We start from the raw sequence: 21,167 nt of genomic DNA on the forward strand, positions 1-21,167 counted from the left end.
GAGGCGCGGCGACCAGTCAAACCGGCGATTTCGCGATTATCCTTAACCCGCAGTTCCTAAGCGGCCCTTAATGGGCGCGGATTCAACGGGCACATCTCAGGCATCCTGCCCGATACCGTGCTTCTTCATGGTGTGGCGCAACTGGTCGTACGTCAGGCCCAGCGCCTTTGCGGTCTGGCGCTGGTTCCAGCGATTCGCACCGAGCGCATGCTCCACGATGGTCTTCTCGTGCGCATCCACGGCTGCGCGTAGATCGTCCACCTTGTCGAACTGCTGGCGCTGCACCGGTGTTGCGCTGCTCTGCGTATGTTCGTCATCCCGGCGTTCGGGACTGCTTGAGGGAAGCGGTTTCCACGGACTGTCGAAAGGATCGAAGACCACTTCCCCGATCGGCTGCTCCCAGCTGTCCCAGCGATAGACCGCGCGCTCCACCACGTTGCGCAGTTCACGCACGTTGCCCGGCCATGGATGGTTTTCCATCGCGGTCGCGACGTGATCGGCAAAACCGGGCCACTCCTCCCAGCCCAGCTCGGCCGCCATGCGACGGCCGAAATAGTCCGAAAGCACGGGAATGTCCCCCTCGCGCACGCGCAGGGGAGGCAGGGTGATCACTTCGAAACTCAACCGGTCGAGAAGGTCGGGCCGAAACGTGCCCTCCTCCGCACGGCGGGGCAGGTCCTCGTTCGTGGCGGCCACGATGCGCACGTCCACACGCTTCGGGCGGGTGGCGCCGATGCGGGTCACCTCGCCATATTCCACGGCGCGCAGCAGGCGCTCCTGCGCGCCCATCGACAAGGTGCCCAGTTCGTCGAGAAATAACGTGCCCCGGTCGGCTTCCTCGAACCGTCCCTCGCGCGCTCTGGTAGCACCGGTGAAGGCGCCCTGTTCGTGACCGAACAGTTCCGCCTCGATCAGCGTTTCGGGCAGAGCGGCGCAGTTCAGCGTGACCAGCGGCTCTTCCCATCGGTCGGACAGGCGGTGCAGACGCTCGGCGATCAATTCCTTGCCGGTTCCCCGTTCGCCGATTACCAGTACGGGACGCGCCATCGGGGCTGCGCGACTGGCCCGCTCCACCGCGTCGAGAAAGGCGCCGGACTGGCCAATGAACTGGTTTTCACGTTCCATTGCCAAGATATAGTGCTTTTTCCCAACACTTGGCAATAGACACTAACGTGTTAAGGCAAGGGTGGCTGAAAAACCGCAGATTTCCGCCGATCCCACAGTTTGGCACGGCTGTTGCAATTAATCGGGCAGAAAGGGTTCAGGAGGAAATCACCCAATGTTCGATCGCCGCTTCTTCAACAGCCAGCTTGGCCAGGCCGCCCTGGTCAGCATCGCCGCGATGATCGCATTCACGGTCTTCGCCGGCATGGAGCCGATGGCAGACGTGCCGACCTTGCTGGTCGGCGCCCCCACGGTAGAACTGGCGTGAGCAACGAAGACCGCAATTCCCTTACGCCGCTGGGACGCGGAAAGGCTGGCGGACGCACTCGTCTCGACAAGGAGATCGAGCGCATCCGCACCAGCCCCACGCCCACCGGTAACTCGCTCAATATCGGAGGACCCTTGATGGGCATTTTCTCTCGTACCCGCGACATTATCGCCGCCAACTTCAACGAACTTCTCGACCAGGCCGACGACCCGTCGAAGATGATCCGCATGATCATCCTGGAAATGGAGGAGACACTGGTGGAGGTGCGCGCCAGCGCCGCGCGTACGATCGCCGACCAGAAGGAAATGCACCGTCATACGGTGAAGCTGGAGCGGCTGCAGACCGACTGGTCGGAAAAGGCGCAACTGGCGCTGAGCAAGGACCGCGAGGACCTGGCCCGCGCCGCGCTGATGGAGAAGCGCAAGGCTTCGGACATGTGCGACCAGCTGAAGCAGGAAATCGCCGTGCTCGATGACGCGCTGCGGTCCTACGAACAGGATATCGCCAAGCTGCAGAACCGACTGCGCGAGGCGCGCAGCCGCCAGAGCCAGATCTCGGCCCGCCTGGAAAGCGCGGAGAACCGGGTGAAGCTGCGCAGCCTGATGACCAGCGACCGGGTGGACGAGGCGCACAGCCGCTTCGACCAGCTGGAGCGCCGGGTGGACTACGCCGAAGGCCGCGCCGATGCCCTGGGCATCGGCCAGGACAAGGCATCGCTCGCCGACGAATTCGCAGCCCTGGAAGGCGGTGACAAGGTGGACGACGAACTGGAGGAAATGAAGCGCGCGCTCGGCAAGAGCAGCAGCGCCAAGAAAGACGAAGGGGAATAAGACGTGGAAGAAGTTGCCGGAATTCTAATCGTAGCTTCGATTTTCATCGGCCTGCCGTGGATCATCCTCCACTACATCACGAAGTGGAAGACGTCCGCCACGATCACCACCGATGACGAAGCGCTGCTGGAAGAACTCTACCAGCTTGCCAAGCGGCTGGACGAACGGATGGATACGGTCGAGCGCCTCGTCGCCGCCGACAACCCCGATTTCGAACCCGCCCGCATCCGCCACGACAAGGCAGTCGACAACGTACCGCTGCGCGAGCTGGAAGAACTGCTCGCCGAGAAGAAGGGAGACCACGCATGAATTCGCCCCGCACCACGCTTTATCGCGACAAGATGAACGGAAAGCTGCTGGGTGTCTGTGCGGGTGTCGCCGACTACACCGGCATCCAGGTGATCTGGGTCCGCCTGATGGCGATCTTCCTCACCTTTGCCGTCAGCGGTTTCACGATCCCGATCTACCTTCTGGCCGGCATCCTGCTGAGCAAGAAGCCGCCGCACCTCTACACCGCGCCGGACGAGACGCAGTACTGGCAGCGCGTGCGGCAGAGCCCGAAGCGCACGGCACGCGAAATCCGCGCCCGGATGAAGGACATCGATCGCCGCCTGGCCGATGTGGAAACCTACTACGTTTCCGCCAATCCGCGCCTGTCGCAGGAAATCGAACAACTGCGCTGAGGGGCGCACGCCAACAAGGAAAGGGGGACCTCGACCATGGGTGAACTGATACCAATCTTCGGCATCGTGTTCGGCTGCATGATCCCGATCAGCGTGATCTGGACCAAGCACAAGCAGAAGATCGCCGAGATGCAGGTGGACGCAACTGCCGCAAGCACCGCCGAACGCGCCGCGCAATACGCCAGCCAGGTGCAGAAACTGGAAGATCGCGTCCAGGTGCTCGAGCGCATCGTGACCGACAAGGGCTATGACGTAGCCACCCAGATCGAGGCCCTGCGCGACCAGCGTTCGGTTGATGAAAGCAACGGCGTAGCGCTGGACTTTGCGAAGAAGGAGACCGCCTGATGGACTGGGGAAGCCCCGAATTCGTGATCGCGATCGTCGCCGTGTCGATGCTCGGCTGGATCATCAACAACTGGATCCGCGCCAAGCACGGCTATCCGCTCGAAGACGAATGGGGCGGCAAGTCCGAACGGATCGAGAAATCCGACAGCCGCGAGGCGGAGATGCTGCGCGAGCAGAACAAGCAGCTGCGCGACGTGATGGAGCGCATGGAAGACCGCATGATCGTGCTGGAGCGCATCGTCACCGACAAGGGCTATACCGTGGCCGAGGAGATCGAAGCCCTGCGTGACAAGCCCGGTCGCAACGACCGCGAGAGCGGCGTGCAGCTCAACTTCGAGAAGAAGGAACAGGCGTGATGGAACTGATCACCGAAACCACCGTCATCGCGGGCGTCGCGATCATGACGGTCGGCTGGATCATCAATACCTGGATGCGGATGAAGCACGGCTACCCGCTGGAAAACAGCTGGGGCAAGGCCGTCTATCCCAAGAACGACCAGGCCGTGGAGCGCGTGAAGCTGCTTAGCCAGGAAAACGCCGCCTTGCAGGCCGAACTGGGTTCGCTGAAGGACCGGCTCGCCAATGTGGAGCGGATCGTCACCGACAGTGGCTATCAGCTCACGCATGAGATCGAGAGCCTGCGCCGCGACAAGAAGGACGCGAACTGATGGACGGCGAACTGATCCTGATTTTCGGTTTCGTCCTCACTATTCTGGTGACGGTCCTGACGTTCGGAACCATCGCCGGACAGCGTAGCCGGGAGCACAAGTTGCGGAGGCTCGAGATCGAGGCGCGCATCGAAGAGGCCAAGGCCCAGCAGGCCCTGAACCAGCGTCAGGAGGCGGTGGACATCGAGGAGCGTTTGCGCGTGCTCGAACGCATCGTCACCGATCCGGGCGCCGATCTTTCGCGCCAGATCGAGGATCTGCGCAAGGACAGCCTGGCCCGGAAGGAGGCGGCATCGTGAGTTTCTGGAGTGCCGCCGTCCTCATCGTGCTGATCGTCGTCGTGGCCAAATACTTCCAGGGGCGCGGTTCCCGCGAACTGCCCCCTAGCGAGGGCCACAGCGAGCGCGAACGCGAACTGGAACACGAAGTGGAACAGCTGCGCGAGAGGGTGAAGGTGCTCGAACGCATTGCCACCGATCCCTCGCGCCGGACTGCCGAAGAAATCGAGAAGCTGCGCGACGAGTGAGGCTCGTCGCCCTCGCAGGGAGGACCAAATGACGCAAATCGACCTGTTGATCGCCGCCAGCGCCCTGCTTGCTCTGGCCATGCTGACCGCCTCCACGCTGCTGGGATGGCAAGGCTGGCTCGCCCTCAAGAACCGCGAGCTGGAGATGAAGCGCGTGCCGCCCGAAATGGAAGGTGGATCACGCGAGGGCATGGCGCGGATCGAGATCGCCGACCTCAAGGAGCGCATCCGCAAGCTGGAAGCCATCGCCAACGGGGTGGACCTCTGACGCGCAGCCGCTAGATGCTGCTGCATGCGCACAATTGAAGACATCCAGGAAGAATACGAATTCCTCGAAGGCGACGAACGCTATCGCCTGCTGATCGAACTGGGCCGCGAGCTGGACGAAATGCCCGCTGCCCTCAAGACCGACGCCACGCTCGTCCGCGGCTGCTCCGCCCAGGTCTGGGTCTATCCCACCACCGAGGGCGAGAAGCTGCACTTCCTGGCAGACAGCAATGCCGCCATTACCAAGGGCATTGTCGCACTGGTGATTTCCACCGTGCAGGACAAGCCCGCCGCCGAGGTCGCGCAGATGGACATCGAAAAGGCGCTCGCGCCGTTCGATCTTCGCAACCAGCTTTCCTCCAACCGCACGCAGGGCGTGCCCAACATGATCGCCCTGGTGCAAGAGCACGCCGCGCGCATGGCGCAAGGCTAGGAACGCCGTGGCGCGCCCCCTCTGGATGGCGGCGGGCGCAGTGCTGTTGGTGCTGGGGTGGGTCGGCATGGTCATGCCGATGATGCCCGGCTTCGTTTTCCTGCTGGGAGCGCTGTTCTGCTTCGCGCGCGGCAATCCGGCATGGGAAGCGCGGATGCTGGATCACCCGACCTACGGCCCTGCCCTTCGGGACTGGCGCGAGCATCGCCGAATTGCGCGCAAGGCGAAGTGGTCGGCCATGGCATTCATGGCCCTTGCGGCGGTGCTGTCCGGTGCAATGGCGGGATTTCCCATTGCGCTCGTGCCCATCACCATCATGGCCCTGGTGGCCGGCTGGATCTGGACGCGGCCGGACTGAAGGAACAGGCGTCGGGCTCAGCGATTGATTGGACAAACACCGTTCAATCGATTTTTGGAGCCTTTTCCATGAGTATCATCGTCCTGATCGCCTCGATCCTGCTGCCGCCGCTGGGCGTCGCGCTGAAGCACGGCCTCGGCAGCACTTTCCTCATCAATCTGATACTGACGCTGATTTTCTTCGTGCCTGGTGTGATCCACGCGATCTACGTGAATTTCGTGCGCTGACTTCAGGCGCCGGCGCTCTCGCGCACGACTGCAATGCCAGCCTCTCGCTGGCGGCGCAGTTCGGCCTTCAGCTTGGCCGGATCACGGGCGAAGACGAAGCCGAAGCTGACCCCGCCCTCCTTTCCGATCGTGGCATGGTGCAGCTTGTGCGCCTGCACCAGCCGCTTGGCATAGCCGCTCTTGGGAACCCACCTGAAATAGCGCTGGTGCACCAGCCCGTCATGCACGAGCGTGTAGATGATGCCGTAGCCAAGGATGCCCACACCGATCCACGTGGCCGGAATCCAAGCGGCATCGCCCAGCACCAGCGGGCTGCCCCAGGCAAACATCGAGATGCTCATGGCCGCCCCGACGACGGCATAGAGATCGTTCTTCTCGAAGGTGTTGTCGTGCGGTTCGTGATGATCGCGGTGCCATGCCCAGCCAAAGCCGTGCATGATGTACTTGTGGCTCGACCAGGCGACGAATTCCATCGCCAGGATGGTCACAAGCACGATCGCGATGGGAACGAGGATGTCCATGACGCCAATATAGGCGCTTGCGCCCGTTGCCGCAAAGAGCCTTGTTACGAGTCTTTGGGTCCGCCGGCGGGCGGAAGGCCGAAACAGCGCTCCGCCACGTCCTGGTCGATGCGCGCGGGGCGATGCGTTTCGCTGTCGATGCAGCACCACATCGATTGAACCTCGGCCAGCACTTCCTCTCCGCGGCGGATCACCGTGTTGTAGAAGCTGCGCGCGCCCTTGATCTTCTCAAGCACCGTCTCGGCGATCACGTCATCTTCGAGGAAGGCCGGACGGCGATAGGTGATCTCGTGCTTCAGGGCGACCCAGGCCTTGCTTGCCACCTCTTCGGCGGGAGCGAGTTTCTGCCAGTGCTGCAGCACGACGTCCTGAACCCAGTTCAGGTACTTGGAATTGTTCACGTGCCCCATGAAATCGATATCGTCGGGCAGGATCTTGATCGGAATCGAAAAGGGCTTGGCTGACATACCTGTAAGTTAGGTGGACAACGTTAACTTTCCAAGACACGACAAAGCCTTTTTTCGTGCAGCTTGGCTATGACCGGTGGGCGCGCTATCTGGCTGGCCATGGCCAGCAGACCGCGCACCCTCTACGAAAAGATCTTCGACGCCCATGTGATCGAGCGGCGTGACGACGACACCTGCCTGATCTTCATCGACCGTCACCTGGTGCACGAAGTGACCAGTCCGCAGGCGTTCGAGGCGCTGCGCATGAAGGGCCGCACCGTTCGCCACCCCGAACTGACGCTGGCCGTTCCAGACCACAACCTGCCCACCACGCCGCGCGTGGATGCCGATGGCAACCGCGTGCCCATCGCCGACGAGGAAAGCCGCAACCAGCTTGCCGCGCTGGAGCGCAACGCGCCCGAATTCGGCGTACGCTACTTCGATGCCACGGCGCGCCAGCAGGGCATCGTCCATGTCGTCGGGCCGGAACAGGGATTCTCCCTTCCGGGGACCACCATCGTGTGCGGCGACAGCCACACCGCTTGCCATGGCGGCCTCGGGGCCTGGGCCTTCGGCATCGGCACGTCGGAAGTGGAGCACGTGCTCGCCACCCAGACGCTGCTTCTGCGACAGTCGAAGACCATGGAAGTGCGCGTTGAAGGGCAGCTTGGCCTTGGCGTGACGGCGAAGGACCTGGTGATGCATATCATCGGCACCGTGGGCACCGCGGGCGGCACCGGGCACGTGATCGAATATCGCGGCAAGGTGTTCGAGGACATGAGCGTCGAATCGCGCCTTACCGTGTGCAACATGAGCATCGAGGCCGGAGCCAGGGGCGGCCTCATCGCTCCCGACGAAACGACCTTCGCCTACATCAAGGGCCGCCCATTCGCCCCGCGCGACGAAGAGTGGGACGATGCCGTCGCCTACTGGAAGACGCTCTACACCGATGAAGGCGCCGAGTTCGATCGCAGCGTGGTGATCGATGCCACCAGGGTCGAACCCTCGGTGACCTGGGGCACCAGCCCGGAAGATGTCGTGCCCATCGGCGGGGTCGTGCCCGCGCCCGAAAGCTTCGACGATCCCTCGAAGCAGGAGGCCGCGCGCGCCAGCCTCGATTACATGGACCTGGAGCCAGGCACCCGGATGCAGGATGTCGAGGTGCAGAACATCTTCATCGGCAGCTGCACCAACAGCCGCATCGAAGACCTGCGCGCCGCCGCCGAAGTGCTGCGCGGACGGCGCAAGCATCCCAATATCCGCTGGGGCATCGTCGTTCCCGGATCGGGCCTGGTGAAGATGCAGGCCGAGGCCGAAGGACTGGACAAGGTCTTCACCGATGCGGGACTCGAATGGCGCGAGCCAGGATGTTCGGCGTGCCTGGGGATGAACCCGGACAAGGTTCCGGCCGGAGAGCGCAGCGCCTCCACCAGCAACCGCAATTTCGTGGGCCGACAGGGCCCCGGCGCCCGCACGCACCTCGTCTCGCCCGCCATGGCCGCGGCAGCTGCCGTCATGGGCCGCCTGACAGACGTGCGCGAACTCACGCGTGAGCCAGCGTAAACAGTCTTTTGCTCCCGTCGTCAGCGCCGAAACACGGGTCCTGATCCTCGGCAGCCTGCCGGGCGAGAGGTCGCTCGAGGCAGGGCAGTACTACGCCCATCCGCGCAATCTCTTCTGGTCACTTCTCGAAGGCGTGCTCGATACCGAACTGGTGCGGCTTTCCTATCAGGACCGGCTCGAGGCGATCCTGCACCATGGAATCGGCCTGTGGGACTCGGTCCGCTCGGCACGGCGCAGCGGCAGCCTCGATTCGGCCATGCGCGACGTGGAAGGGGCCGATCTGCCCGCGCTCGTTTCCGGTCTGCCGAACCTGCGGGCCGTGGCCTTCAACGGCAAGACTTCGGAACGGGTGGGCAAGCCGCAAGTGGCCGAATTGCCCGTCGATTTTCTTACCCTTCCCTCCTCCAGCCCCGCCTATGCCGCGATGCCGCTGTACGAGAAGCAAGCGCGCTGGCTCGTGCTGAAAGATTATCTTGCGCGCGATTTTCTTGAAACACCTTCCGCGCAGGACCATTGAGCAGACATGACTGACAACATCCCCAAGAAAGCCGCCATTGCCGGCGCCATCGGCTCCGCCGCGGTTGCCGCCGCGCTCCTTTACGTCAATCGCCGCAAGAAAAAGAACGAGCCTACCCAGCCGGGCCCGATCCCGAGCGGCGAGAAGCCGGAAACCGATTGATGGACAAGGTCGGCGAGGTTTCGGGCCGGGCGATCCCGTTCGGCCGAAAGAATGTTGATACCGATCTGATCATCCCGGCGCGCTGGCTGAAGACGACCAGCCGCGAAGGGCTGGGTCAGGGTGCATTCGAAGCCGTGCGCACAGACAATCCCGACAACGTGTTCGACCAGGCCGAGTTCGCCGGAGCGCCGATCCTGGTGGCAGGCGACAATTTCGGTTGCGGCTCCAGCCGGGAACACGCCGCCTGGGCCCTCCTCGATCTGGGCATACGGGCCGTGATCGCCCCCAGCTTCTCCGACATCTTCGCGGGCAACGCATTCAAGAACGGAATTCTCACCGTAGCCCTGCCGCAGGAACAGGTGGACCGCCTGCTGGAGGTCGCCAGGACCGATCCTATCACGATCGACCTAGAGGCGCAGAGCGTCACCACGCCCTTCCAGGATCGCTTCCGTTTCGAGATAGACCCGTTCCGCAAATACTGCCTGACCGAGGGGCTGGACGAAGTCGGCCTGACTCTGACCCGCGACGAGGCCATTTCGCGCTATGAAGAGCGCATGGCGGCAGGAAAGCCATGGCTGGCCCGCGGCACGGGAGTTGCGGCCTGAGCGGCCAGCGCCTATTCCCGCAGGACGTGAGATGCGGCCACCAATCAGGAAAAGAGAGTTAGCCCAATGACCAATTTCAAGGATCGTGAGCGCGGCGAGGAAGCCAAATACGCGATGGACGAGGAAACCGCCTTCAAGGTGGCCGTTCGCCGCAACCGCCTGTTCGGCGAATGGGCGGCCGGACTGATGAATCTGACCGAGGAAGAGACGGACGCCTACAAGAAGGCGGTGGTCCAGGCCGATTTCGAGGAAGCGGGCGACGAGGACGTCGTCCGCAAGGTGCTGGGCGATCTTACCCAGGCCGGTTGCGACGTGGACGAAGCGCAGGTGCGCGCGAAGCTGGAGGAAAACGCTGTCGAGGCGCGCCGCCAGTTCATGAGCGAATCCTGATCCAGCACACCGGAGCAATACCCCATGCCCATGCCAGCCGCGCAGATCGAAGCCCTCATCAAGTCCGCCATCCCCGATGCCACCGTGGAGATAGAGGCCCTGGTTGACGACAACGATCACTGGCTGGCGCGGGTCACCTCCGCCGAATTCGAAGGCAAGAACCGCGTGCAGCAGCACAAGATGGTATTTGCCGCGCTGGGCGATCGCATGGGCGGAGAGCTTCACGCCTTGCAACTGCACACCAGCGTTCCCACCTGACCGCTACGTTACAAACATTGATTGGTGGGACAGATGAGCGACATGGACGGTGAAACCAAAGACCGGATTTCCAAGATCGTAGAAGACGCAGACGTGGTGCTTTTCATGAAGGGCACGCCGCTGTTTCCGCAGTGCGGCTTTTCGAACCGCGCAGTCTCCATTCTCGATCATTGCGGCGTTGCATTCGAAAGTGTCGACGTGCTGCAGGACATGGAAATCCGCCAGGGCATCAAGTCCTTTTCGGACTGGCCGACGATCCCTCAACTCTACGTGAAGGGCGAATTCGTGGGCGGCAGCGACATCATGATGGAAATGTTCGAGGCCGGCGAACTGCAGCAACTCCTGGACGAAAAGCAGGTCGCCAAGGCCAATTGACGGCCTTCAATTCAAACCACGTTCACCCCGTTTCCGCCTAGGCTTGTGGCCCCTCCCGCGACGACGCTAGAGGGGCTTGGCTTTCACTCGGCAGGTTTCGGGGAACAGATGGTTCGCACTCTTTTCATAACGGCCGCGTTGGCGCTTGCGCTGCCTGTCGCAGCGCAGGAAGCCATGCCCGAAGACCTCGACCAGCGCATGGCTGCCGCCAGGCAGGCCGAGGCGACGGCGCGGATGCTGGCCGACGTTCAGCGGGCCAGCGCCATCGCGCAGCAGCAATACGCAGGCATGACCGGCGGCGACTTCGGCGATGGATATCGCGGCGCTGTCGCGTTTCCGGGCGAGGGACTGGGCGTGTGGAACGTGGTGATCGCCGCGGCGCGCGGCGAAGGGGCGCAGGCCCCGCTTGTCGCCCTGGCGGAATATGAAATCGCGCAGGACGAGATCCTTTCCGAGACGATGCACGACAGCGCCGACGCACCGCCGCTAAGCGGCACCGCGCTGGTCATGGCCCGGGCCAAGTACGTTGCGCCCCGCGCCGTCATTGCCGCCCCCGACGCGGGGTATTGTCTCGACGGAGAACCCGCCGAAGAAGGCGCAAGCCATTCCGTGATCTACATTCCCATCGTCCTTCCCCCTGCGGAAGACGGGACGATGGAGGCCTACGTCCTGAACGGTCCGATTGCCGAGGGCTCCGTTCCTCTGGGCAAGCATTACCGCGTCACCTTCGACGAATTCGGCCAGGTAGGCACGCCCACGGTGGTAACGGACACGTGCGAGGTCGTGACCTGGGATCCCGCAGATCCCGAGGTCGCCACGAGCATCTACGTCACCCAGTACGAAGGCGGCAGCCAGCCCAATGCGCTGCAGACCTTCATATCAAGCCAGTTGCCGATGAGCCTGGGCGTGGTGACAGGCGACATCGTCTGGCCCCTGACAGGCGGCATGATCGCCCCGCCCGTTCCCGCGGCACAGGCGGGCCTCTAGCGGCCATGTGCAACCTCTATCGCATGGCGAAGTCGCAGGACGAGGTTGCGCATTTCTTCGATGCGATCGCGCAGGATCTATCGGTATCTCCCGGCGGCAACGCGCCCGAACTGGTCTATCCCGGTTATCCCGGAATGGTGCTGGCCGACGGGCGGCTGACGCAGATGACCTGGGGCTTCCCCCTTGCTCGCAAGGGTGCGAAAGGCCAGCCGCTGAAGCCCAAGCCGATCAACAATGCTCGCTCTGACAAGCTGGGCAGCCCATTCTGGTCCGCCAGTTTCAGGGCGCGGCGCTGCCTGATCCCGGTGTCCGACTTTGCCGAAGCCGAAGGACCCAGGGGCGGCAAGACGCGCACCTGGTTTGCCCTGCCCGACAGTGATCTGATGGCCATAGCCGGGTTCTGGCGCGACAGCGCCGAATGGGGCGAGGCCTATACGATGGTGATGACCGACGCGAACCGGCACGTTCACGGCGTGCACGACAGGATGCCGGTCATTCTCCATCCCGCGGACTGGTCCGCCTGGATGACAGGTTCGGCGGACGAAGCCTTCGGCCTGTGCCGACCCTACGATGGCGACATGCGTGTCGATCGCACGGACGAACCCTGGGCGGGCCGGCGGTGATCTCGTGATTTCGGGATAGGCGTTCTTCGGGGAGGCGGAGCCGGGAGACTTGGTTGGGGACCTTTGTGTCGGCCCCGCCTCGTTCGAAGAACTCTTGGGTACGCCAACTACATTGCAGGCCCCGTGCCAGTTTTGCCGACCCAAGGATTTCCGCCGGAGACGATGGTTGGCGAAACGTTAACGGCTGTCCCGCCTGTCAAAAATCCCGACATTCCGGCCTGAATTGTTCCGGTCAGCGCGTCCCCGGCGCGTCCCGACCAATTCGCCGGACCTTGTGCCCCCCTCCAGGCGTCGAAAGGGCAAAGCCCCATTCGCGAAGGACATTTCAGCATGAGCACGATCACCACAGTCAATCCCGCCACAGGCCAGAACCTCGACAGTTACGAGGAAATCGGCAGCGCCGAAGCCATGGCGAAGATCGAGTCCTGTCACGAGGCCTTCCTTTCGTGGAAGCTGAAATCGCGAGAGGAGCGGGCCGAGGTCATCAAGGGCATCGGCCAGGCGCTGCGCGATCACAAGGAAGAGCTGGCGCAGCTGATGACCGACGAGGTCGGCAAGCTGATCGGCGACAGCCGCGAGGAAGTGGAACTGTGCGCGGCCATCTGCGACTACACCGCCAATTGCGGCCCGGCCGAACTCGCCCCCGAACCGCGCGATCCCGCCAACGCCGGGCGCGGCCTGGTAAGCTACCAGCCGATCGGCGTCGTCTACGGCATCCAGCCCTGGAATTTCCCGGCCTATCAGGTCATCCGCTACTCCATTGCCAACCTGATGGCGGGCAACGGCGTATTGCTGAAGCACGCGGCAAACTGCACCGGCAGCGGGCTGAAAATCGCGGAAATCTTCAAGGCGGGCGGACTGCCCGAAAACCTCTTCACCGTGCTGGTGATCAGCCACGACGTGTCCGACGCGGTGATCGAGCACGAGAAGGTTCGCGGCGTGACCCTGACCGGATCGGACAAGGCCGGTAAGCACATTGCCGAAGCGGCCGGGAAGGTGCTCAAGCCCACCGTTCTCGAACTCGGCTCCAACGATGCATACCTGGTGCTGGAAGACGCCGACATCGATACCGCGGTGGAAGTCTGCACGCAGGCGCGGCTCTACAATAACGGCCAGACCTGCATCAACGGCAAGCGCTTCATCGTGACCGACAAGGTCTATGACGCCTTCCTGGAAAAGTTCGTCGCCAGCTTCGAGAGCGTCAAGACCGGCGATCCGAACGACGATGAAACCGACATGGGCCCGATGGCGCGCGATGACTTGCGCGACACGCTGCAGGAACAGGTGGACAAGAGCGTTTCGAAAGGCGCGAAGATCGAGTGCGGCGGCGCAATTCCCGACGGACCCGGCGCCTTCTATCCCGCCACCGTGCTGACCGGTGTGCAGAAAGGCCAGCCTGCCTACGATGACGAACTGTTCGGACCGGTCGCATCCGTTATCCGCGCCAAGGACGACGACGACGCGATCCGCCTTGCCAACGACAGCCGCTATGGCCTTGGCGGAGGCATCATCTCGAAGAACGAGGAACGCGCCGTGGAACTGGCGGCCACGCATTTCGACACCGGTATGGTGTTCGTGAACGTTTACGGCGTGGCGGATCCCTCCATGCCGTTCGGCGGTGTAAAGAATTCCGGTCACGGCCGCGAACACGGCGGGTTCGGGATGCGCGAATTCACGAATGCCAAGAGCATCTTCGTCGGAGCGGCCTGATCTGCTGACTTCTCAGGCGCCGGGCGGACCCCGTCCGGCGTCCTCGGCTTTGGGGACCGCAAAGGAAGAATGGCGCGCCCAGCAGGATTCGAACCTGCGGCCTCAGGTTTAGAAGACCCGTGCTCTATCCAGCTGAGCTATGGGCGCGTGGCATTCGCCTCTAGCGTTCTTTGCGGCACACGCAAATGGCGCTAGCACCCGGATATGGACACCGCAGGGCCGGACAGCCATCGTTTTCGCTACTTCGACCTGGTCATGGCGGCCTTTGTCGTGGTGCTTGTCCTGTCGAACGTCATCGGGGCTGCCAAGCTTTCCACCGTGGCAGGCTTCACCTTCGGGGCGGGCATTCTGTTCTTCCCGCTATCCTACGTGATCGGCGACGTGCTGACCGAGGTGTACGGCTATGCCCGCGCGAGGCGAGTGATCTGGGCCGGTTTCGCTGCTCTTGTGTTCATGGCGGTCATGAGTTTCGTCGTCGTTGCCCTCCCCCCATCCGAAAGCTGGACGGGACAGGCCGCCTACGAGCAGGTTTTCGGCCAGGTGCCCCGCATAGTGCTCGCCTCCATCACCGCGTTCTGGGCCGGCGAATTCGTGAATTCCTATGTCATGGCGAAGATGAAGGTGTGGACCGCGGGCAAGGCCCTGTGGACGCGGACCATCGGTTCGACCGTGGTGGGCCAGGGTGTCGACAGCCTGCTGTTCTATCCCATCGCCTTTCTCGGCGTGTGGGAGACGCGCGACGTGCTGATCGTGATGGTCACGAACTGGGCGCTGAAAGTGGGCTGGGAGGCCGTGCTGACGCCGGTTACCTACCGCGTCGTCGGCTTTCTGAAGGATAGGGAAGGCGTCGAGATATTCGATACCGACACCGATTTCTCGCCATTTGCGAGCCGCGAACGCCCTAGGGCGTAGCCAGGCGAAATGGCCGCCGGCGTCAGTCCGCCAGCAGCCAGATCGCGAGATAGATGAGGATGAAGCTGCCGAACCCGGCAACGGCACCCACCAGGAATACCAGCCGAACGATCAGCGGGTTGATCCCAAGGTATTTGGCAATCCCTCCGCAAACCCCGGCGATCTTGCCGTCTGCGTGATCGAGACGGAAGCTCTTCGAAGATGCCGGGCGCACGGCGTTGTAGTTGTCGTGGCTCAGCTTGCTCATGCCAGCAGGCCCGCGACGCTCGTAGCATGGGGGTTTGCAAAGCTGCTGACCAACAGCGTAAGGGTTACGGCGATGGCGGCGAAGCCGGCCATCAGCTTGGTCTGGAATTCATTGGTCATTTCAGTCTCCTTGGTTTGAACGTGGTTGGAAGTTTGGATCAGGCCAGGATGCTGGCGATAATGCTGGCTTCCGGGGTCGAAAAGCTGCTGACGAGGATCGTGGTGGTCACCACCACGGCGGCGAAAGCGGCGGAAATGCGAGCGGCGAAGTCATTGGCGAAAGTCATTTTGTTTCCCTCTTGTGTTTGGATCGAACCATTTCGTCCCATGTCCCCAACATTGCAGGCGGCGTGCCAGTTTTGAAAAACCGCAGAATTCTGCCATTCCTGTTCACGCAACAGAAAGGTTTCCGATTTCTGAAACCCACAATGTGGGAAATTTCACCAATATTCTGACACGGCGCTTTCCGGTGGCGTGCCGCTGCCGCCTCGCATAGGGACTGCCTGCAACATGGCGCTCGATCGCATCACCCTGTCGACCTTCCGCAACCATGCCGCCACGCAGATGGACGGCACGCAGCAGCTCAACCTGCTGGTGGGGGAAAACGGCGCGGGAAAGACCAATGTGCTCGAAGCGCTTTCGCTCTTCGCTCCAGGGCGCGGAATGCGCCGCGCGGCCCTCGCCGACATGGCCGAGCTGGAGGGCGCAGGCGGATTTGCCGCCAGCGTATCGTTGGACACCGGCGATGGCGGCGAGCCGGTCAAGCTGGGAACGGGCATGGCGGCGGAGAGGCCTGGACGCCGCATAGTGCAGGTCAACGGAGCGGAAGCCACGGCGATCAGTCTAGGCGAGTGGCTCGCCATGGGATGGCTGACCCCGGCCATGGACCGCCTCTTCACGGATAGCGCGGGCGCGCGGCGGCGCTACATGGATCGCCTCGCCGTGGCGCTGGAGCCGGGCCACGCTCGCGCCGCCAGCCGCTACGAGGCTGCCCTGCGCGAGCGGAACAAGCTGCTTTCGGACGAGAACGAACCCGATCCGGCCTGGCTGGATTCAATCGAGGCGCAGATGGCACAGGCGGGTGCGGCCCTTGCGCAAGGGCGTGTCCGCCTGATCGAGGCGCTCGACCGTCGCCTGCTGGAACTGCCCGAAGCGCCGTTTGCCCGCCCCGCCCTTGCCTACGTGCCCGGTGGGACGCTGACCGAAGCCGACCTGGCCGCAATGTGGCGACAGGAACGCTCCCGCGACCGGGCGGCGCAGCGAACTCTGGCAGGCCCGCACCGCGACGAACTGGCGGTGACCATGGCGGGAAAGGGAATGGCGGCCGCGGAATGCTCGACCGGAGAGCAGAAGGCCATGCTGGTCGCGATCACCCTCGCCCACGCCGAACTCGCCGCGCGCGGCCGTCCAGGTGTCCTGCTGTTGGATGAAGTGGCCGCCCACCTCGATCCCGTACGACGAGCGGCGCTGTTCGACCGGCTGCGCGCCAGCGGCACTCAGGTCTGGCTGACGGGCACCGAAGCCGCCCCGTTCGAGAGCATCCTTGAAGAAGCCGCCGTATGGCGAGTGGCCGGGGGAACGGTAGAGCGGCAGTAGGCCTTGCCGACTATTCCTCGCCGTCGGGCAGCGCGGCAGCCACATCGTCCACCGTCGCTGCGACCATCGCTTCCAGTCCTTCCGCGGTCGGGTGGATGCGATCGTCCTGCATCAGCTCGGGCTGGTCGTAGACTGGCTCCATGAAGAACGGCACCAGCGCGGTATCGTATTGCTGCGACAGCGCGGGATACAGGCCGTCGAACTGGCCCACGTATTCCACGCCCAGGTTGGGCGGCGCGCGCATGCCCATCAGCAGCACGGGGATACCGCGCGATTGCACTTCCTCGATGATGGCGCCCAGGTTCTCGCGCGTCTGCTCCACGTCGATCCCGCGCAGCAGGTCGTTGCCGCCCAGTTCGATGATCGCAAGGTCGATGTCCGCCTCGGCATTGTCCAGCACGAAGCCGATCCGCTGGCGACCCGCGGCAGTGGTGTCGCCCGAAACGCCTGCATCGATCACCCGGGCATTGATCCCGCGCCCGCGCAGGGCTCGCTCCAGCGTCTCGGGATAGCCCTGCTCCTCGTCGACGTTGTAACCGGCCATCAGGCTGTTGCCGAAGCCCAGGATCACCCGTTCCGGCCCCATCACCGGCATGGGCTCTTCAAGCGCGCTCGCAGGTGCTGCGGTTGCTCCGGGTTCCGCCACCGGCGTTTCGGAGCCACAGGCGGCCAGCGCCAGCGTTATCGGGGAAATGATCGACAAAGCGCGTATGGCGCTAGGCCACCGCCTTAGGACTGGCTTGCTCATGCATCATAGCTATGCCATCGCCGCCCCGTGACAAGTCCTGATCATGCGAAACCCGTCATCGCTGCCAGCAACCTGCGCCTCACCCTTGGTGACGGCGCGGCGGCAGTGGAAATCCTGCGCGGGATCGACCTGCAGGTAGCCCCCGGCGAAACGCTGGCGCTGCTCGGCCCTTCGGGAAGCGGGAAGAGCTCGCTGATGGCGGTGCTCTCGGGCTTGGAACGCGCCACCTCGGGCTCGCTGATGGTGGCGGGGGAGGACTTTACCTCTCTCGACGAGGATGCCCTTGCCCTGGCGCGCCGGGGCCGTATCGGCATCGTGCTTCAGGCCTTCCACCTGCTGCCGACGATGACGGCGGTGGAGAACGTGGCGACGCCGATGGAACTCTCGGGCGACAAGGATGCCTGGGAGCGCGCTTCGCAGGAGCTGGAATCGGTTGGCCTGGGCCACCGCCTGACCCACTATCCCGCACAGCTTTCGGGCGGCGAGCAGCAGCGCGTGGCCATCGCCCGCGCCATCGCTCCGCGTCCGCCGCTTATCTTCGCCGACGAGCCGACCGGCAATCTCGACGCCACCACGGGCGACAGCGTGGTCGACGTGCTGTTTCGCCGCCGCAAGGAAACGGGGGCGACGCTGGTGATAATCACCCACGATCGCCACCTTGCCGAAATGTGCGACCGGGTGGTGACGCTGGCCGACGGCAATATCGCCACCGACACGAAAGCGGCCTGACGCATGGGCTGGGCCACCGCCTGGACCATCGCCCGGCGCGATCTGGCCAGCGGGTTTCGCGGGCTGCGCCTGCTGCTCGTCTGCCTGTTTCTGGGTGTCGGCGCGCTGGCGGCGATCGGCAGCCTGACTTCCGCCATACAGGGCGAGCTGGATAGCCAGGGACAGGCGATCCTGGGCGGCGACCTGGAGATAGAGCTGTGGCAGCGCATGCCCAGCGAAGAGGAAATGACCTTCCTCGAAGAGTACGGCACGACCTCGCCCGGCTATCGCCTGCAGGCCATGGCCACGACGCCCGATGCCGCCGTACCCGTGGAACTGAAGGCGGTCGCGCCCAACTATCCGATGTACGGCACGCTGCGGCTTGCAGGCGGCTCCACCTTCGGTGCGCCGCCCCAAGGGCAGGCCTTCCTGGCCCCGGGCGCGGCAGAACGGCTGAACGTCGAGCCGGGCGACAGCTTCACGCTGGGCACCGAGCAAGTGATGGTGGCCGGCATCATCGAGGAGGAGCCGGATCGCCTGTCCGAAGGCTTTGCGCTGGGACAGACGGTGATTGTGCCGCTGGGCCTGCCCGAAGCTGCCGGTCTCGTGGCGCCCGGCGCCATGTTCCAGACCAAGACCCGCATCGCCTTCGACGGCAACCAGGACCCTGATGAGGTGGCGGAGGCCCTGCAGGAAGCCTTTCCGGAAAGCCCCTTCGACATCCGCACGCGCAACCGCGCTTCGCCCGGCGCGGATCGCTTTGTCAGCCGCATGGGCGAATTCCTGACGCTGGTGGGGCTTGCCGCGCTGGTGATCGCGGGCATCGGCATCGGCGGCGGCGTGAATTCCTATCTTGAAGCGCGGCGCAATTCGATCGCGACGCTGAAGATCCTGGGCGCAACCTCGCGCGACATCAGCCACATCTATGCGCTGGAAATCGGCATCGCCGCCTGCCTTGGCGCGGCGGCGGGCCTGGCTGTAGGCGTGATGGTGACGCCGCTGCTCGCGGGCGCTCTCGGCTCCCTGCTGCCCGTCACGACCGAGTTCGTGATCGATCCGCTGGCGCTTTTGCGCGCGGCGGCATTCGGCCTGCTTGTCGCGCTGGTGTTCGCCGCACCGCCGCTGGTGCGCGCCCGGCAGTTTCCGGCGATGGCCCTGATGCGCGCGCGGGTTTCGCCGCTGGCGCAGCAATGGCGCGCCGCCGCGCTGCCCGTCGGCCTCGGCATCGCAGGCATCGTGGCGCTCGCAGTGATCGGTTCCAACGATCCGCTGCTGTCCGCCATGTTCCTTGGCGGGGCCGCAGCGATCCTGGGTTTCCTGGCCCTCCTGGGCCGGGCCATTCGCTGGGCGGCTTCGCGCATGCCGCGCCCGTCCGATCCGATCGTGCGAGCCGCCGTTGCCAATCTCCACCGCCCCGGAGCCGCCACCGGATCGCTGGTGACGGCGCTGGGCTTCGGCCTCTCCGCCTTTGTCCTGCTGGCAGGCGTGCAGTCGAGCCTGGACGGCAACATCCAGCGCTCCGTGCCCGAGCGCGCGCCCGACTACTTCGTGCTCGACGTGCCGCGCGAAGGAGTGGAGGAATTCCGCTCCATCGTCACCGGCATCGCGCCTGACGCATCCATCGAGACGGTGCCGTCCCTGCGCGGCGCGATCACCGCCTTCGGACCGGAAGGGGACATGACGCGCGTGGCCGACATGGAAGAGCGCGAGGGGACCTGGGGCCTTCGCGGCGAACGCGGCCTGACCTATTCCGATACCGTGCCGAGCGGCAATGTCCTCACCAATGGCGATTGGTGGGATGAAGGATATTCGGGCGAACCCCTCGTCTCCGTTGACGAGGAACTGGCCACCGCGGCAGGCATCGCCATCGGCGACATGATCACGGTGAACGTGCTTGGCGTCGATTTCACCGCGCGCGTCGCCAACACCCGCCGCATCGACTGGGAAAGCCTGGGCTTCAACTACGTCTGGGTATTTTCCGCCAACACGTTCGACAGTGCTCCGCACAACCTCGCCGCCACCATCGAACTGCCCGAGGGCACCCAGGCGAGCGGTTTGCTGCGCACGCTGGTGTCGGCCTTCCCCAGCTCAAGCGTGATCGAGGTCGGGCCGATCCTGGCCGAAGCGCGCACCATTCTCGATCAGGTGAGCCTCGCCATCCTGGCCGCCGCCTCTGTCGCAGTGCTGGCGGGCATCGCGGTGCTGCTGGGGGCGATTGCCGCCGCGCGCGCGGCGCGCATCTACGACACCGTGATCCTGCGCGTGCTGGGCGCCAGCCGCCGTCAGTTGCTGGTCCTGCAGTTCGCCGAATTCGGTCTGCTCGCCGCCGTGCTGGCGGTGGTGGCGCTGGCGATGGGCAGCGGGATCGCGTGGCTCGTCATCGTGCAGATGTTCGAATTCGACTGGCTGCCCGACTGGACGGAAATCATCGCCGTGCTGGGTGGAGGACTGGTGCTGGTCCTCGCCTTCGCGCTGGGCGCCTCGCTGCCCCTGCTGCGCGCCCGCCCGGCGCAGACGCTCCGCTCGCTCTAGGTGAAAACCGAGGCGTGGGCCGGATCCTTGGGATCGGGCCCCCAGCGGTTCGGCCCCTCCTGCCCCGGAAGCGCGCAGATCACGAGGATGCCGATGAACCCGAAGAACGAGATCATGTTCAACACGGGCACGAAATTCAGGATCAGCACCCCGGCATACCACCAGCCGGACATCCCCCGGTCATGCAGGCGACGCACGGTAACCGCCAGGTTCGGCACCAGTGTTCCCAGCACGAATATCAGGTAGAAAACTGCGCCGAGCCAGAAAGCGGCGCCCATCCCGGCGAAGGGCTCTGCATCCAGCGTCGACGGGTCGATATTGTCGCCGAACATTATCTGCCAGGGAAAGCCGGAGAACATGACGAGCATCAGCCCGATGGCGAGGGCGAAGTAGCCCAGCGTCCACCACCAGAACTCTGCCCGCCCCGCTCGTCCGCGGAAATCCGCGTAGCGGCGCAAAGGCTCGATCATCCATTGAAGCGGCGATTTGCCCATCCCTGC

General features: G+C 64.1%; 35 protein-coding genes and 1 tRNA gene. 27 read left to right on the forward strand and 9 right to left on the reverse strand.

The features are described from left to right. Nucleotides 1-96 precede the first annotated feature (96 nt). Nucleotides 97-1,125: a phage shock protein operon transcriptional activator gene (gene pspF / locus AAA989_RS02595; protein ID WP_338240968.1), complete on the reverse strand. Its 1,029-nt coding sequence runs from the start codon at nt 1,123-1,125 to the stop codon at nt 97-99. Nucleotides 1,126-1,279: 154 nt separating this feature from the next. Between pspF and AAA989_RS02600 the strand changes: the two genes are divergently transcribed. From AAA989_RS02600 to AAA989_RS02660, 13 genes are all read left to right on the forward strand, one after another. Then, entirely contained in the window at nt 1,280-1,432 is a 153-nt protein-coding gene (locus AAA989_RS02600; protein WP_338240969.1) for a hypothetical protein, read from the forward strand. A 74-nt stretch (nt 1,433-1,506) separates the two neighbouring features. Beyond that, nucleotides 1,507-2,262: a phage shock protein PspA gene (pspA, locus tag AAA989_RS02605; protein ID WP_434781433.1), complete on the forward strand. Its 756-nt coding sequence runs from the start codon at nt 1,507-1,509 to the stop codon at nt 2,260-2,262. A 3-nt stretch (nt 2,263-2,265) separates the two neighbouring features. Beyond that, the gene (pspB, locus tag AAA989_RS02610) at nt 2,266-2,571 is read left to right on the forward strand and encodes an envelope stress response membrane protein PspB (RefSeq protein WP_338240970.1); all 306 of its coding nucleotides are present in this window, start codon (nt 2,266-2,268) and stop codon (nt 2,569-2,571) included. Further along, complete coding sequence (gene pspC, locus AAA989_RS02615) at nt 2,568-2,945, forward strand: envelope stress response membrane protein PspC (protein ID WP_338240971.1); 378 nt, start codon at nt 2,568-2,570, stop codon at nt 2,943-2,945. The genes pspB and pspC overlap by 4 nt, the downstream gene beginning before the upstream one ends. A gap of 36 nt (nt 2,946-2,981) precedes the next feature. Beyond that, a complete protein-coding gene (locus tag AAA989_RS02620) occupies nt 2,982-3,290 on the forward strand; it encodes a hypothetical protein (protein ID WP_338240972.1) in 309 nt (102 codons plus the stop codon). Further along, a complete protein-coding gene (locus AAA989_RS02625; protein WP_338240974.1) occupies nt 3,290-3,646 on the forward strand; it encodes a hypothetical protein in 357 nt (118 codons plus the stop codon). The genes AAA989_RS02620 and AAA989_RS02625 overlap by 1 nt, the downstream gene beginning before the upstream one ends. Further along, entirely contained in the window at nt 3,646-3,957 is a 312-nt protein-coding gene (locus tag AAA989_RS02630; protein WP_338240976.1) for a hypothetical protein, read from the forward strand. The genes AAA989_RS02625 and AAA989_RS02630 overlap by 1 nt, the downstream gene beginning before the upstream one ends. Then, nucleotides 3,957-4,256 carry a hypothetical protein gene (locus tag AAA989_RS02635; protein WP_338240977.1) on the forward strand — a complete coding sequence of 100 codons (300 nt, stop codon included), beginning with the start codon at nt 3,957-3,959 and terminating at the stop codon, nt 4,254-4,256. The genes AAA989_RS02630 and AAA989_RS02635 overlap by 1 nt, the downstream gene beginning before the upstream one ends. After that, nucleotides 4,253-4,483: a hypothetical protein gene (locus AAA989_RS02640; protein WP_338240978.1), complete on the forward strand. Its 231-nt coding sequence runs from the start codon at nt 4,253-4,255 to the stop codon at nt 4,481-4,483. Before AAA989_RS02635 ends, AAA989_RS02640 begins: the two co-directional genes overlap by 4 nt. A 28-nt stretch (nt 4,484-4,511) precedes the next feature. Beyond that, nucleotides 4,512-4,751 (forward strand): hypothetical protein, encoded by a 240-nt coding sequence (locus AAA989_RS02645; RefSeq protein WP_338240980.1) that lies wholly within the window; start codon nt 4,512-4,514, stop codon nt 4,749-4,751. A gap of 24 nt (nt 4,752-4,775) precedes the next feature. Next, the gene (locus AAA989_RS02650; protein ID WP_338240981.1) at nt 4,776-5,183 is read left to right on the forward strand and encodes a SufE family protein; all 408 of its coding nucleotides are present in this window, start codon (nt 4,776-4,778) and stop codon (nt 5,181-5,183) included. A gap of 7 nt (nt 5,184-5,190) precedes the next feature. Further along, nucleotides 5,191-5,541 carry a YbaN family protein gene (locus AAA989_RS02655; protein ID WP_338240982.1) on the forward strand — a complete coding sequence of 117 codons (351 nt, stop codon included), beginning with the start codon at nt 5,191-5,193 and terminating at the stop codon, nt 5,539-5,541. Nucleotides 5,542-5,609: 68 nt separating this feature from the next. Then, nucleotides 5,610-5,768: a YqaE/Pmp3 family membrane protein gene (locus tag AAA989_RS02660; protein ID WP_338240984.1), complete on the forward strand. Its 159-nt coding sequence runs from the start codon at nt 5,610-5,612 to the stop codon at nt 5,766-5,768. 2 nt (nt 5,769-5,770) lie between these two features. Here AAA989_RS02660 and AAA989_RS02665 read toward each other — a convergent pair whose 3' ends face one another. Further along, nucleotides 5,771-6,289 (reverse strand): sterol desaturase family protein, encoded by a 519-nt coding sequence (locus tag AAA989_RS02665; protein WP_338240985.1) that lies wholly within the window; start codon nt 6,287-6,289, stop codon nt 5,771-5,773. 44 nt (nt 6,290-6,333) lie between these two features. Then, nucleotides 6,334-6,756: an acyl-CoA thioesterase gene (locus AAA989_RS02670; protein ID WP_338240987.1), complete on the reverse strand. Its 423-nt coding sequence runs from the start codon at nt 6,754-6,756 to the stop codon at nt 6,334-6,336. A gap of 99 nt (nt 6,757-6,855) precedes the next feature. Between AAA989_RS02670 and leuC the strand changes: the two genes are divergently transcribed. The 10 genes from leuC to AAA989_RS02720 all read left to right on the forward strand — a co-directional run bounded on the left by leuC (nt 6,856) and on the right by AAA989_RS02720 (nt 13,925). Next, nucleotides 6,856-8,298 carry a 3-isopropylmalate dehydratase large subunit gene (leuC, locus tag AAA989_RS02675; RefSeq protein ID WP_338240988.1) on the forward strand — a complete coding sequence of 481 codons (1,443 nt, stop codon included), beginning with the start codon at nt 6,856-6,858 and terminating at the stop codon, nt 8,296-8,298. Further along, nucleotides 8,285-8,815 carry a DNA-deoxyinosine glycosylase gene (locus AAA989_RS02680; RefSeq protein ID WP_338240989.1) on the forward strand — a complete coding sequence of 177 codons (531 nt, stop codon included), beginning with the start codon at nt 8,285-8,287 and terminating at the stop codon, nt 8,813-8,815. The genes leuC and AAA989_RS02680 overlap by 14 nt, the downstream gene beginning before the upstream one ends. Nucleotides 8,816-8,821: 6 nt before the next feature. Then, entirely contained in the window at nt 8,822-8,977 is a 156-nt protein-coding gene (locus tag AAA989_RS02685) for an isopropylmalate isomerase (protein WP_338240990.1), read from the forward strand. Continuing rightward, nucleotides 8,977-9,582, forward strand: coding sequence for a 3-isopropylmalate dehydratase small subunit (leuD, locus tag AAA989_RS02690; RefSeq protein ID WP_338240991.1), 606 nt, complete (start codon nt 8,977-8,979; stop codon nt 9,580-9,582). The genes AAA989_RS02685 and leuD overlap by 1 nt, the downstream gene beginning before the upstream one ends. A gap of 66 nt (nt 9,583-9,648) precedes the next feature. Beyond that, on the forward strand, nt 9,649-9,972 hold the full coding sequence (locus tag AAA989_RS02695; RefSeq protein WP_338240992.1) for a DUF1476 domain-containing protein: 324 nt from the start codon (nt 9,649-9,651) through the stop codon (nt 9,970-9,972). Nucleotides 9,973-9,996: 24 nt separating this feature from the next. Continuing rightward, entirely contained in the window at nt 9,997-10,230 is a 234-nt protein-coding gene (locus AAA989_RS02700; RefSeq protein WP_338240993.1) for a BolA/IbaG family iron-sulfur metabolism protein, read from the forward strand. Nucleotides 10,231-10,272: 42 nt separating this feature from the next. After that, entirely contained in the window at nt 10,273-10,605 is a 333-nt protein-coding gene (gene grxD / locus AAA989_RS02705) for a Grx4 family monothiol glutaredoxin (protein WP_434781434.1), read from the forward strand. A gap of 108 nt (nt 10,606-10,713) precedes the next feature. Beyond that, entirely contained in the window at nt 10,714-11,592 is an 879-nt protein-coding gene (locus AAA989_RS02710) for a hypothetical protein (protein WP_338240995.1), read from the forward strand. 5 nt (nt 11,593-11,597) lie between these two features. After that, nucleotides 11,598-12,215, forward strand: coding sequence for an SOS response-associated peptidase (locus AAA989_RS02715; protein ID WP_338240997.1), 618 nt, complete (start codon nt 11,598-11,600; stop codon nt 12,213-12,215). A gap of 330 nt (nt 12,216-12,545) precedes the next feature. Next, nucleotides 12,546-13,925 (forward strand): NAD-dependent succinate-semialdehyde dehydrogenase, encoded by a 1,380-nt coding sequence (locus tag AAA989_RS02720; RefSeq protein ID WP_338240998.1) that lies wholly within the window; start codon nt 12,546-12,548, stop codon nt 13,923-13,925. A 70-nt stretch (nt 13,926-13,995) separates the two neighbouring features. Here AAA989_RS02720 and AAA989_RS02725 read toward each other — a convergent pair. Next, nucleotides 13,996-14,072: transfer RNA gene (locus AAA989_RS02725), tRNA-Arg, on the reverse strand. 57 nt (nt 14,073-14,129) lie between these two features. Here AAA989_RS02725 and AAA989_RS02730 point away from each other — a divergent pair. Next, complete coding sequence (locus AAA989_RS02730) at nt 14,130-14,837, forward strand: queuosine precursor transporter (protein WP_338240999.1); 708 nt, start codon at nt 14,130-14,132, stop codon at nt 14,835-14,837. Nucleotides 14,838-14,859: 22 nt separating this feature from the next. On the opposite strand, the gene AAA989_RS02735 is transcribed toward AAA989_RS02730, so the two are convergent. Genes AAA989_RS02735 through AAA989_RS02745 form a run of 3 tightly spaced genes read right to left on the reverse strand, consistent with a single transcriptional unit; the run spans nt 14,860 to nt 15,370 of the window. After that, complete coding sequence (locus tag AAA989_RS02735; protein WP_338241001.1) at nt 14,860-15,084, reverse strand: PspC domain-containing protein; 225 nt, start codon at nt 15,082-15,084, stop codon at nt 14,860-14,862. Further along, a complete protein-coding gene (locus tag AAA989_RS02740) occupies nt 15,081-15,203 on the reverse strand; it encodes a hypothetical protein (protein ID WP_338241003.1) in 123 nt (40 codons plus the stop codon). The genes AAA989_RS02735 and AAA989_RS02740 overlap by 4 nt, the downstream gene beginning before the upstream one ends. A 38-nt stretch (nt 15,204-15,241) precedes the next feature. Beyond that, nucleotides 15,242-15,370 carry a hypothetical protein gene (locus AAA989_RS02745; RefSeq protein WP_338241004.1) on the reverse strand — a complete coding sequence of 43 codons (129 nt, stop codon included), beginning with the start codon at nt 15,368-15,370 and terminating at the stop codon, nt 15,242-15,244. Nucleotides 15,371-15,593: 223 nt separating this feature from the next. On the opposite strand from AAA989_RS02745, the gene recF reads away from it, so the two are divergent. Continuing rightward, complete coding sequence (recF, locus tag AAA989_RS02750) at nt 15,594-16,679, forward strand: DNA replication/repair protein RecF (protein WP_338241005.1); 1,086 nt, start codon at nt 15,594-15,596, stop codon at nt 16,677-16,679. A gap of 10 nt (nt 16,680-16,689) precedes the next feature. On the opposite strand, the gene AAA989_RS02755 is transcribed toward recF, so the two are convergent. Beyond that, nucleotides 16,690-17,382 carry an arylesterase gene (locus AAA989_RS02755; RefSeq protein ID WP_338241006.1) on the reverse strand — a complete coding sequence of 231 codons (693 nt, stop codon included), beginning with the start codon at nt 17,380-17,382 and terminating at the stop codon, nt 16,690-16,692. Between the two features lie 72 nt (nt 17,383-17,454). Between AAA989_RS02755 and AAA989_RS02760 the strand changes: the two genes are divergently transcribed. After that, the gene (locus AAA989_RS02760) at nt 17,455-18,156 is read left to right on the forward strand and encodes an ABC transporter ATP-binding protein (protein ID WP_338241008.1); all 702 of its coding nucleotides are present in this window, start codon (nt 17,455-17,457) and stop codon (nt 18,154-18,156) included. 3 nt (nt 18,157-18,159) lie between these two features. Next, a complete protein-coding gene (locus AAA989_RS02765) occupies nt 18,160-20,667 on the forward strand; it encodes an ABC transporter permease (protein ID WP_338241010.1) in 2,508 nt (835 codons plus the stop codon). Here the strand turns inward: AAA989_RS02765 and AAA989_RS02770 are convergent. Continuing rightward, complete coding sequence (locus AAA989_RS02770; RefSeq protein WP_338241011.1) at nt 20,664-21,161, reverse strand: DUF805 domain-containing protein; 498 nt, start codon at nt 21,159-21,161, stop codon at nt 20,664-20,666. The genes AAA989_RS02765 and AAA989_RS02770 overlap by 4 nt on opposite strands. Nucleotides 21,162-21,167: the final 6 nt, after the last annotated feature.

This window comes from Aurantiacibacter hainanensis, from assembly GCF_036321025.1.
Taxonomy (GTDB): Bacteria; Pseudomonadota; Alphaproteobacteria; order Sphingomonadales; family Sphingomonadaceae; genus Alteraurantiacibacter; species Alteraurantiacibacter hainanensis.

Excerpts from the sequence above, each read along its gene's own strand:
- pspF (WP_338240968.1), bottom strand. The coding sequence starts at position 1,125 with ATGGAACGTGAAAACCAGTTCATTGGCCAGTCCGGCGCCTTTCTCGAC.
- AAA989_RS02600 (WP_338240969.1), top strand. The coding sequence starts at position 1,280 with ATGTTCGATCGCCGCTTCTTCAACAGCCAGCTTGGCCAGGCCGCCCTG.
- pspC (WP_338240971.1), top strand. The coding sequence starts at position 2,568 with ATGAATTCGCCCCGCACCACGCTTTATCGCGACAAGATGAACGGAAAG.
- AAA989_RS02620 (WP_338240972.1), top strand. The coding sequence starts at position 2,982 with ATGGGTGAACTGATACCAATCTTCGGCATCGTGTTCGGCTGCATGATC.
- AAA989_RS02625 (WP_338240974.1), top strand. The coding sequence starts at position 3,290 with ATGGACTGGGGAAGCCCCGAATTCGTGATCGCGATCGTCGCCGTGTCG.
- AAA989_RS02630 (WP_338240976.1), top strand. The coding sequence starts at position 3,646 with ATGGAACTGATCACCGAAACCACCGTCATCGCGGGCGTCGCGATCATG.
- AAA989_RS02635 (WP_338240977.1), top strand. The coding sequence starts at position 3,957 with ATGGACGGCGAACTGATCCTGATTTTCGGTTTCGTCCTCACTATTCTG.
- AAA989_RS02645 (WP_338240980.1), top strand. The coding sequence starts at position 4,512 with ATGACGCAAATCGACCTGTTGATCGCCGCCAGCGCCCTGCTTGCTCTG.
- AAA989_RS02650 (WP_338240981.1), top strand. The coding sequence starts at position 4,776 with ATGCGCACAATTGAAGACATCCAGGAAGAATACGAATTCCTCGAAGGC.
- AAA989_RS02660 (WP_338240984.1), top strand. The coding sequence starts at position 5,610 with ATGAGTATCATCGTCCTGATCGCCTCGATCCTGCTGCCGCCGCTGGGC.
- AAA989_RS02665 (WP_338240985.1), bottom strand. The coding sequence starts at position 6,289 with ATGGACATCCTCGTTCCCATCGCGATCGTGCTTGTGACCATCCTGGCG.
- AAA989_RS02670 (WP_338240987.1), bottom strand. The coding sequence starts at position 6,756 with ATGTCAGCCAAGCCCTTTTCGATTCCGATCAAGATCCTGCCCGACGAT.
- leuC (WP_338240988.1), top strand. The coding sequence starts at position 6,856 with ATGGCCAGCAGACCGCGCACCCTCTACGAAAAGATCTTCGACGCCCAT.
- AAA989_RS02685 (WP_338240990.1), top strand. The coding sequence starts at position 8,822 with ATGACTGACAACATCCCCAAGAAAGCCGCCATTGCCGGCGCCATCGGC.
- leuD (WP_338240991.1), top strand. The coding sequence starts at position 8,977 with ATGGACAAGGTCGGCGAGGTTTCGGGCCGGGCGATCCCGTTCGGCCGA.
- AAA989_RS02695 (WP_338240992.1), top strand. The coding sequence starts at position 9,649 with ATGACCAATTTCAAGGATCGTGAGCGCGGCGAGGAAGCCAAATACGCG.
- AAA989_RS02700 (WP_338240993.1), top strand. The coding sequence starts at position 9,997 with ATGCCCATGCCAGCCGCGCAGATCGAAGCCCTCATCAAGTCCGCCATC.
- grxD (WP_434781434.1), top strand. The coding sequence starts at position 10,273 with ATGGACGGTGAAACCAAAGACCGGATTTCCAAGATCGTAGAAGACGCA.
- AAA989_RS02710 (WP_338240995.1), top strand. The coding sequence starts at position 10,714 with ATGGTTCGCACTCTTTTCATAACGGCCGCGTTGGCGCTTGCGCTGCCT.
- AAA989_RS02715 (WP_338240997.1), top strand. The coding sequence starts at position 11,598 with ATGTGCAACCTCTATCGCATGGCGAAGTCGCAGGACGAGGTTGCGCAT.
- AAA989_RS02720 (WP_338240998.1), top strand. The coding sequence starts at position 12,546 with ATGAGCACGATCACCACAGTCAATCCCGCCACAGGCCAGAACCTCGAC.
- AAA989_RS02730 (WP_338240999.1), top strand. The coding sequence starts at position 14,130 with ATGGACACCGCAGGGCCGGACAGCCATCGTTTTCGCTACTTCGACCTG.
- AAA989_RS02735 (WP_338241001.1), bottom strand. The coding sequence starts at position 15,084 with ATGAGCAAGCTGAGCCACGACAACTACAACGCCGTGCGCCCGGCATCT.
- AAA989_RS02740 (WP_338241003.1), bottom strand. The coding sequence starts at position 15,203 with ATGACCAATGAATTCCAGACCAAGCTGATGGCCGGCTTCGCCGCCATC.
- AAA989_RS02745 (WP_338241004.1), bottom strand. The coding sequence starts at position 15,370 with ATGACTTTCGCCAATGACTTCGCCGCTCGCATTTCCGCCGCTTTCGCC.
- recF (WP_338241005.1), top strand. The coding sequence starts at position 15,594 with ATGGCGCTCGATCGCATCACCCTGTCGACCTTCCGCAACCATGCCGCC.
- AAA989_RS02765 (WP_338241010.1), top strand. The coding sequence starts at position 18,160 with ATGGGCTGGGCCACCGCCTGGACCATCGCCCGGCGCGATCTGGCCAGC.
- AAA989_RS02770 (WP_338241011.1), bottom strand. The coding sequence starts at position 21,161 with ATGGGCAAATCGCCGCTTCAATGGATGATCGAGCCTTTGCGCCGCTAC.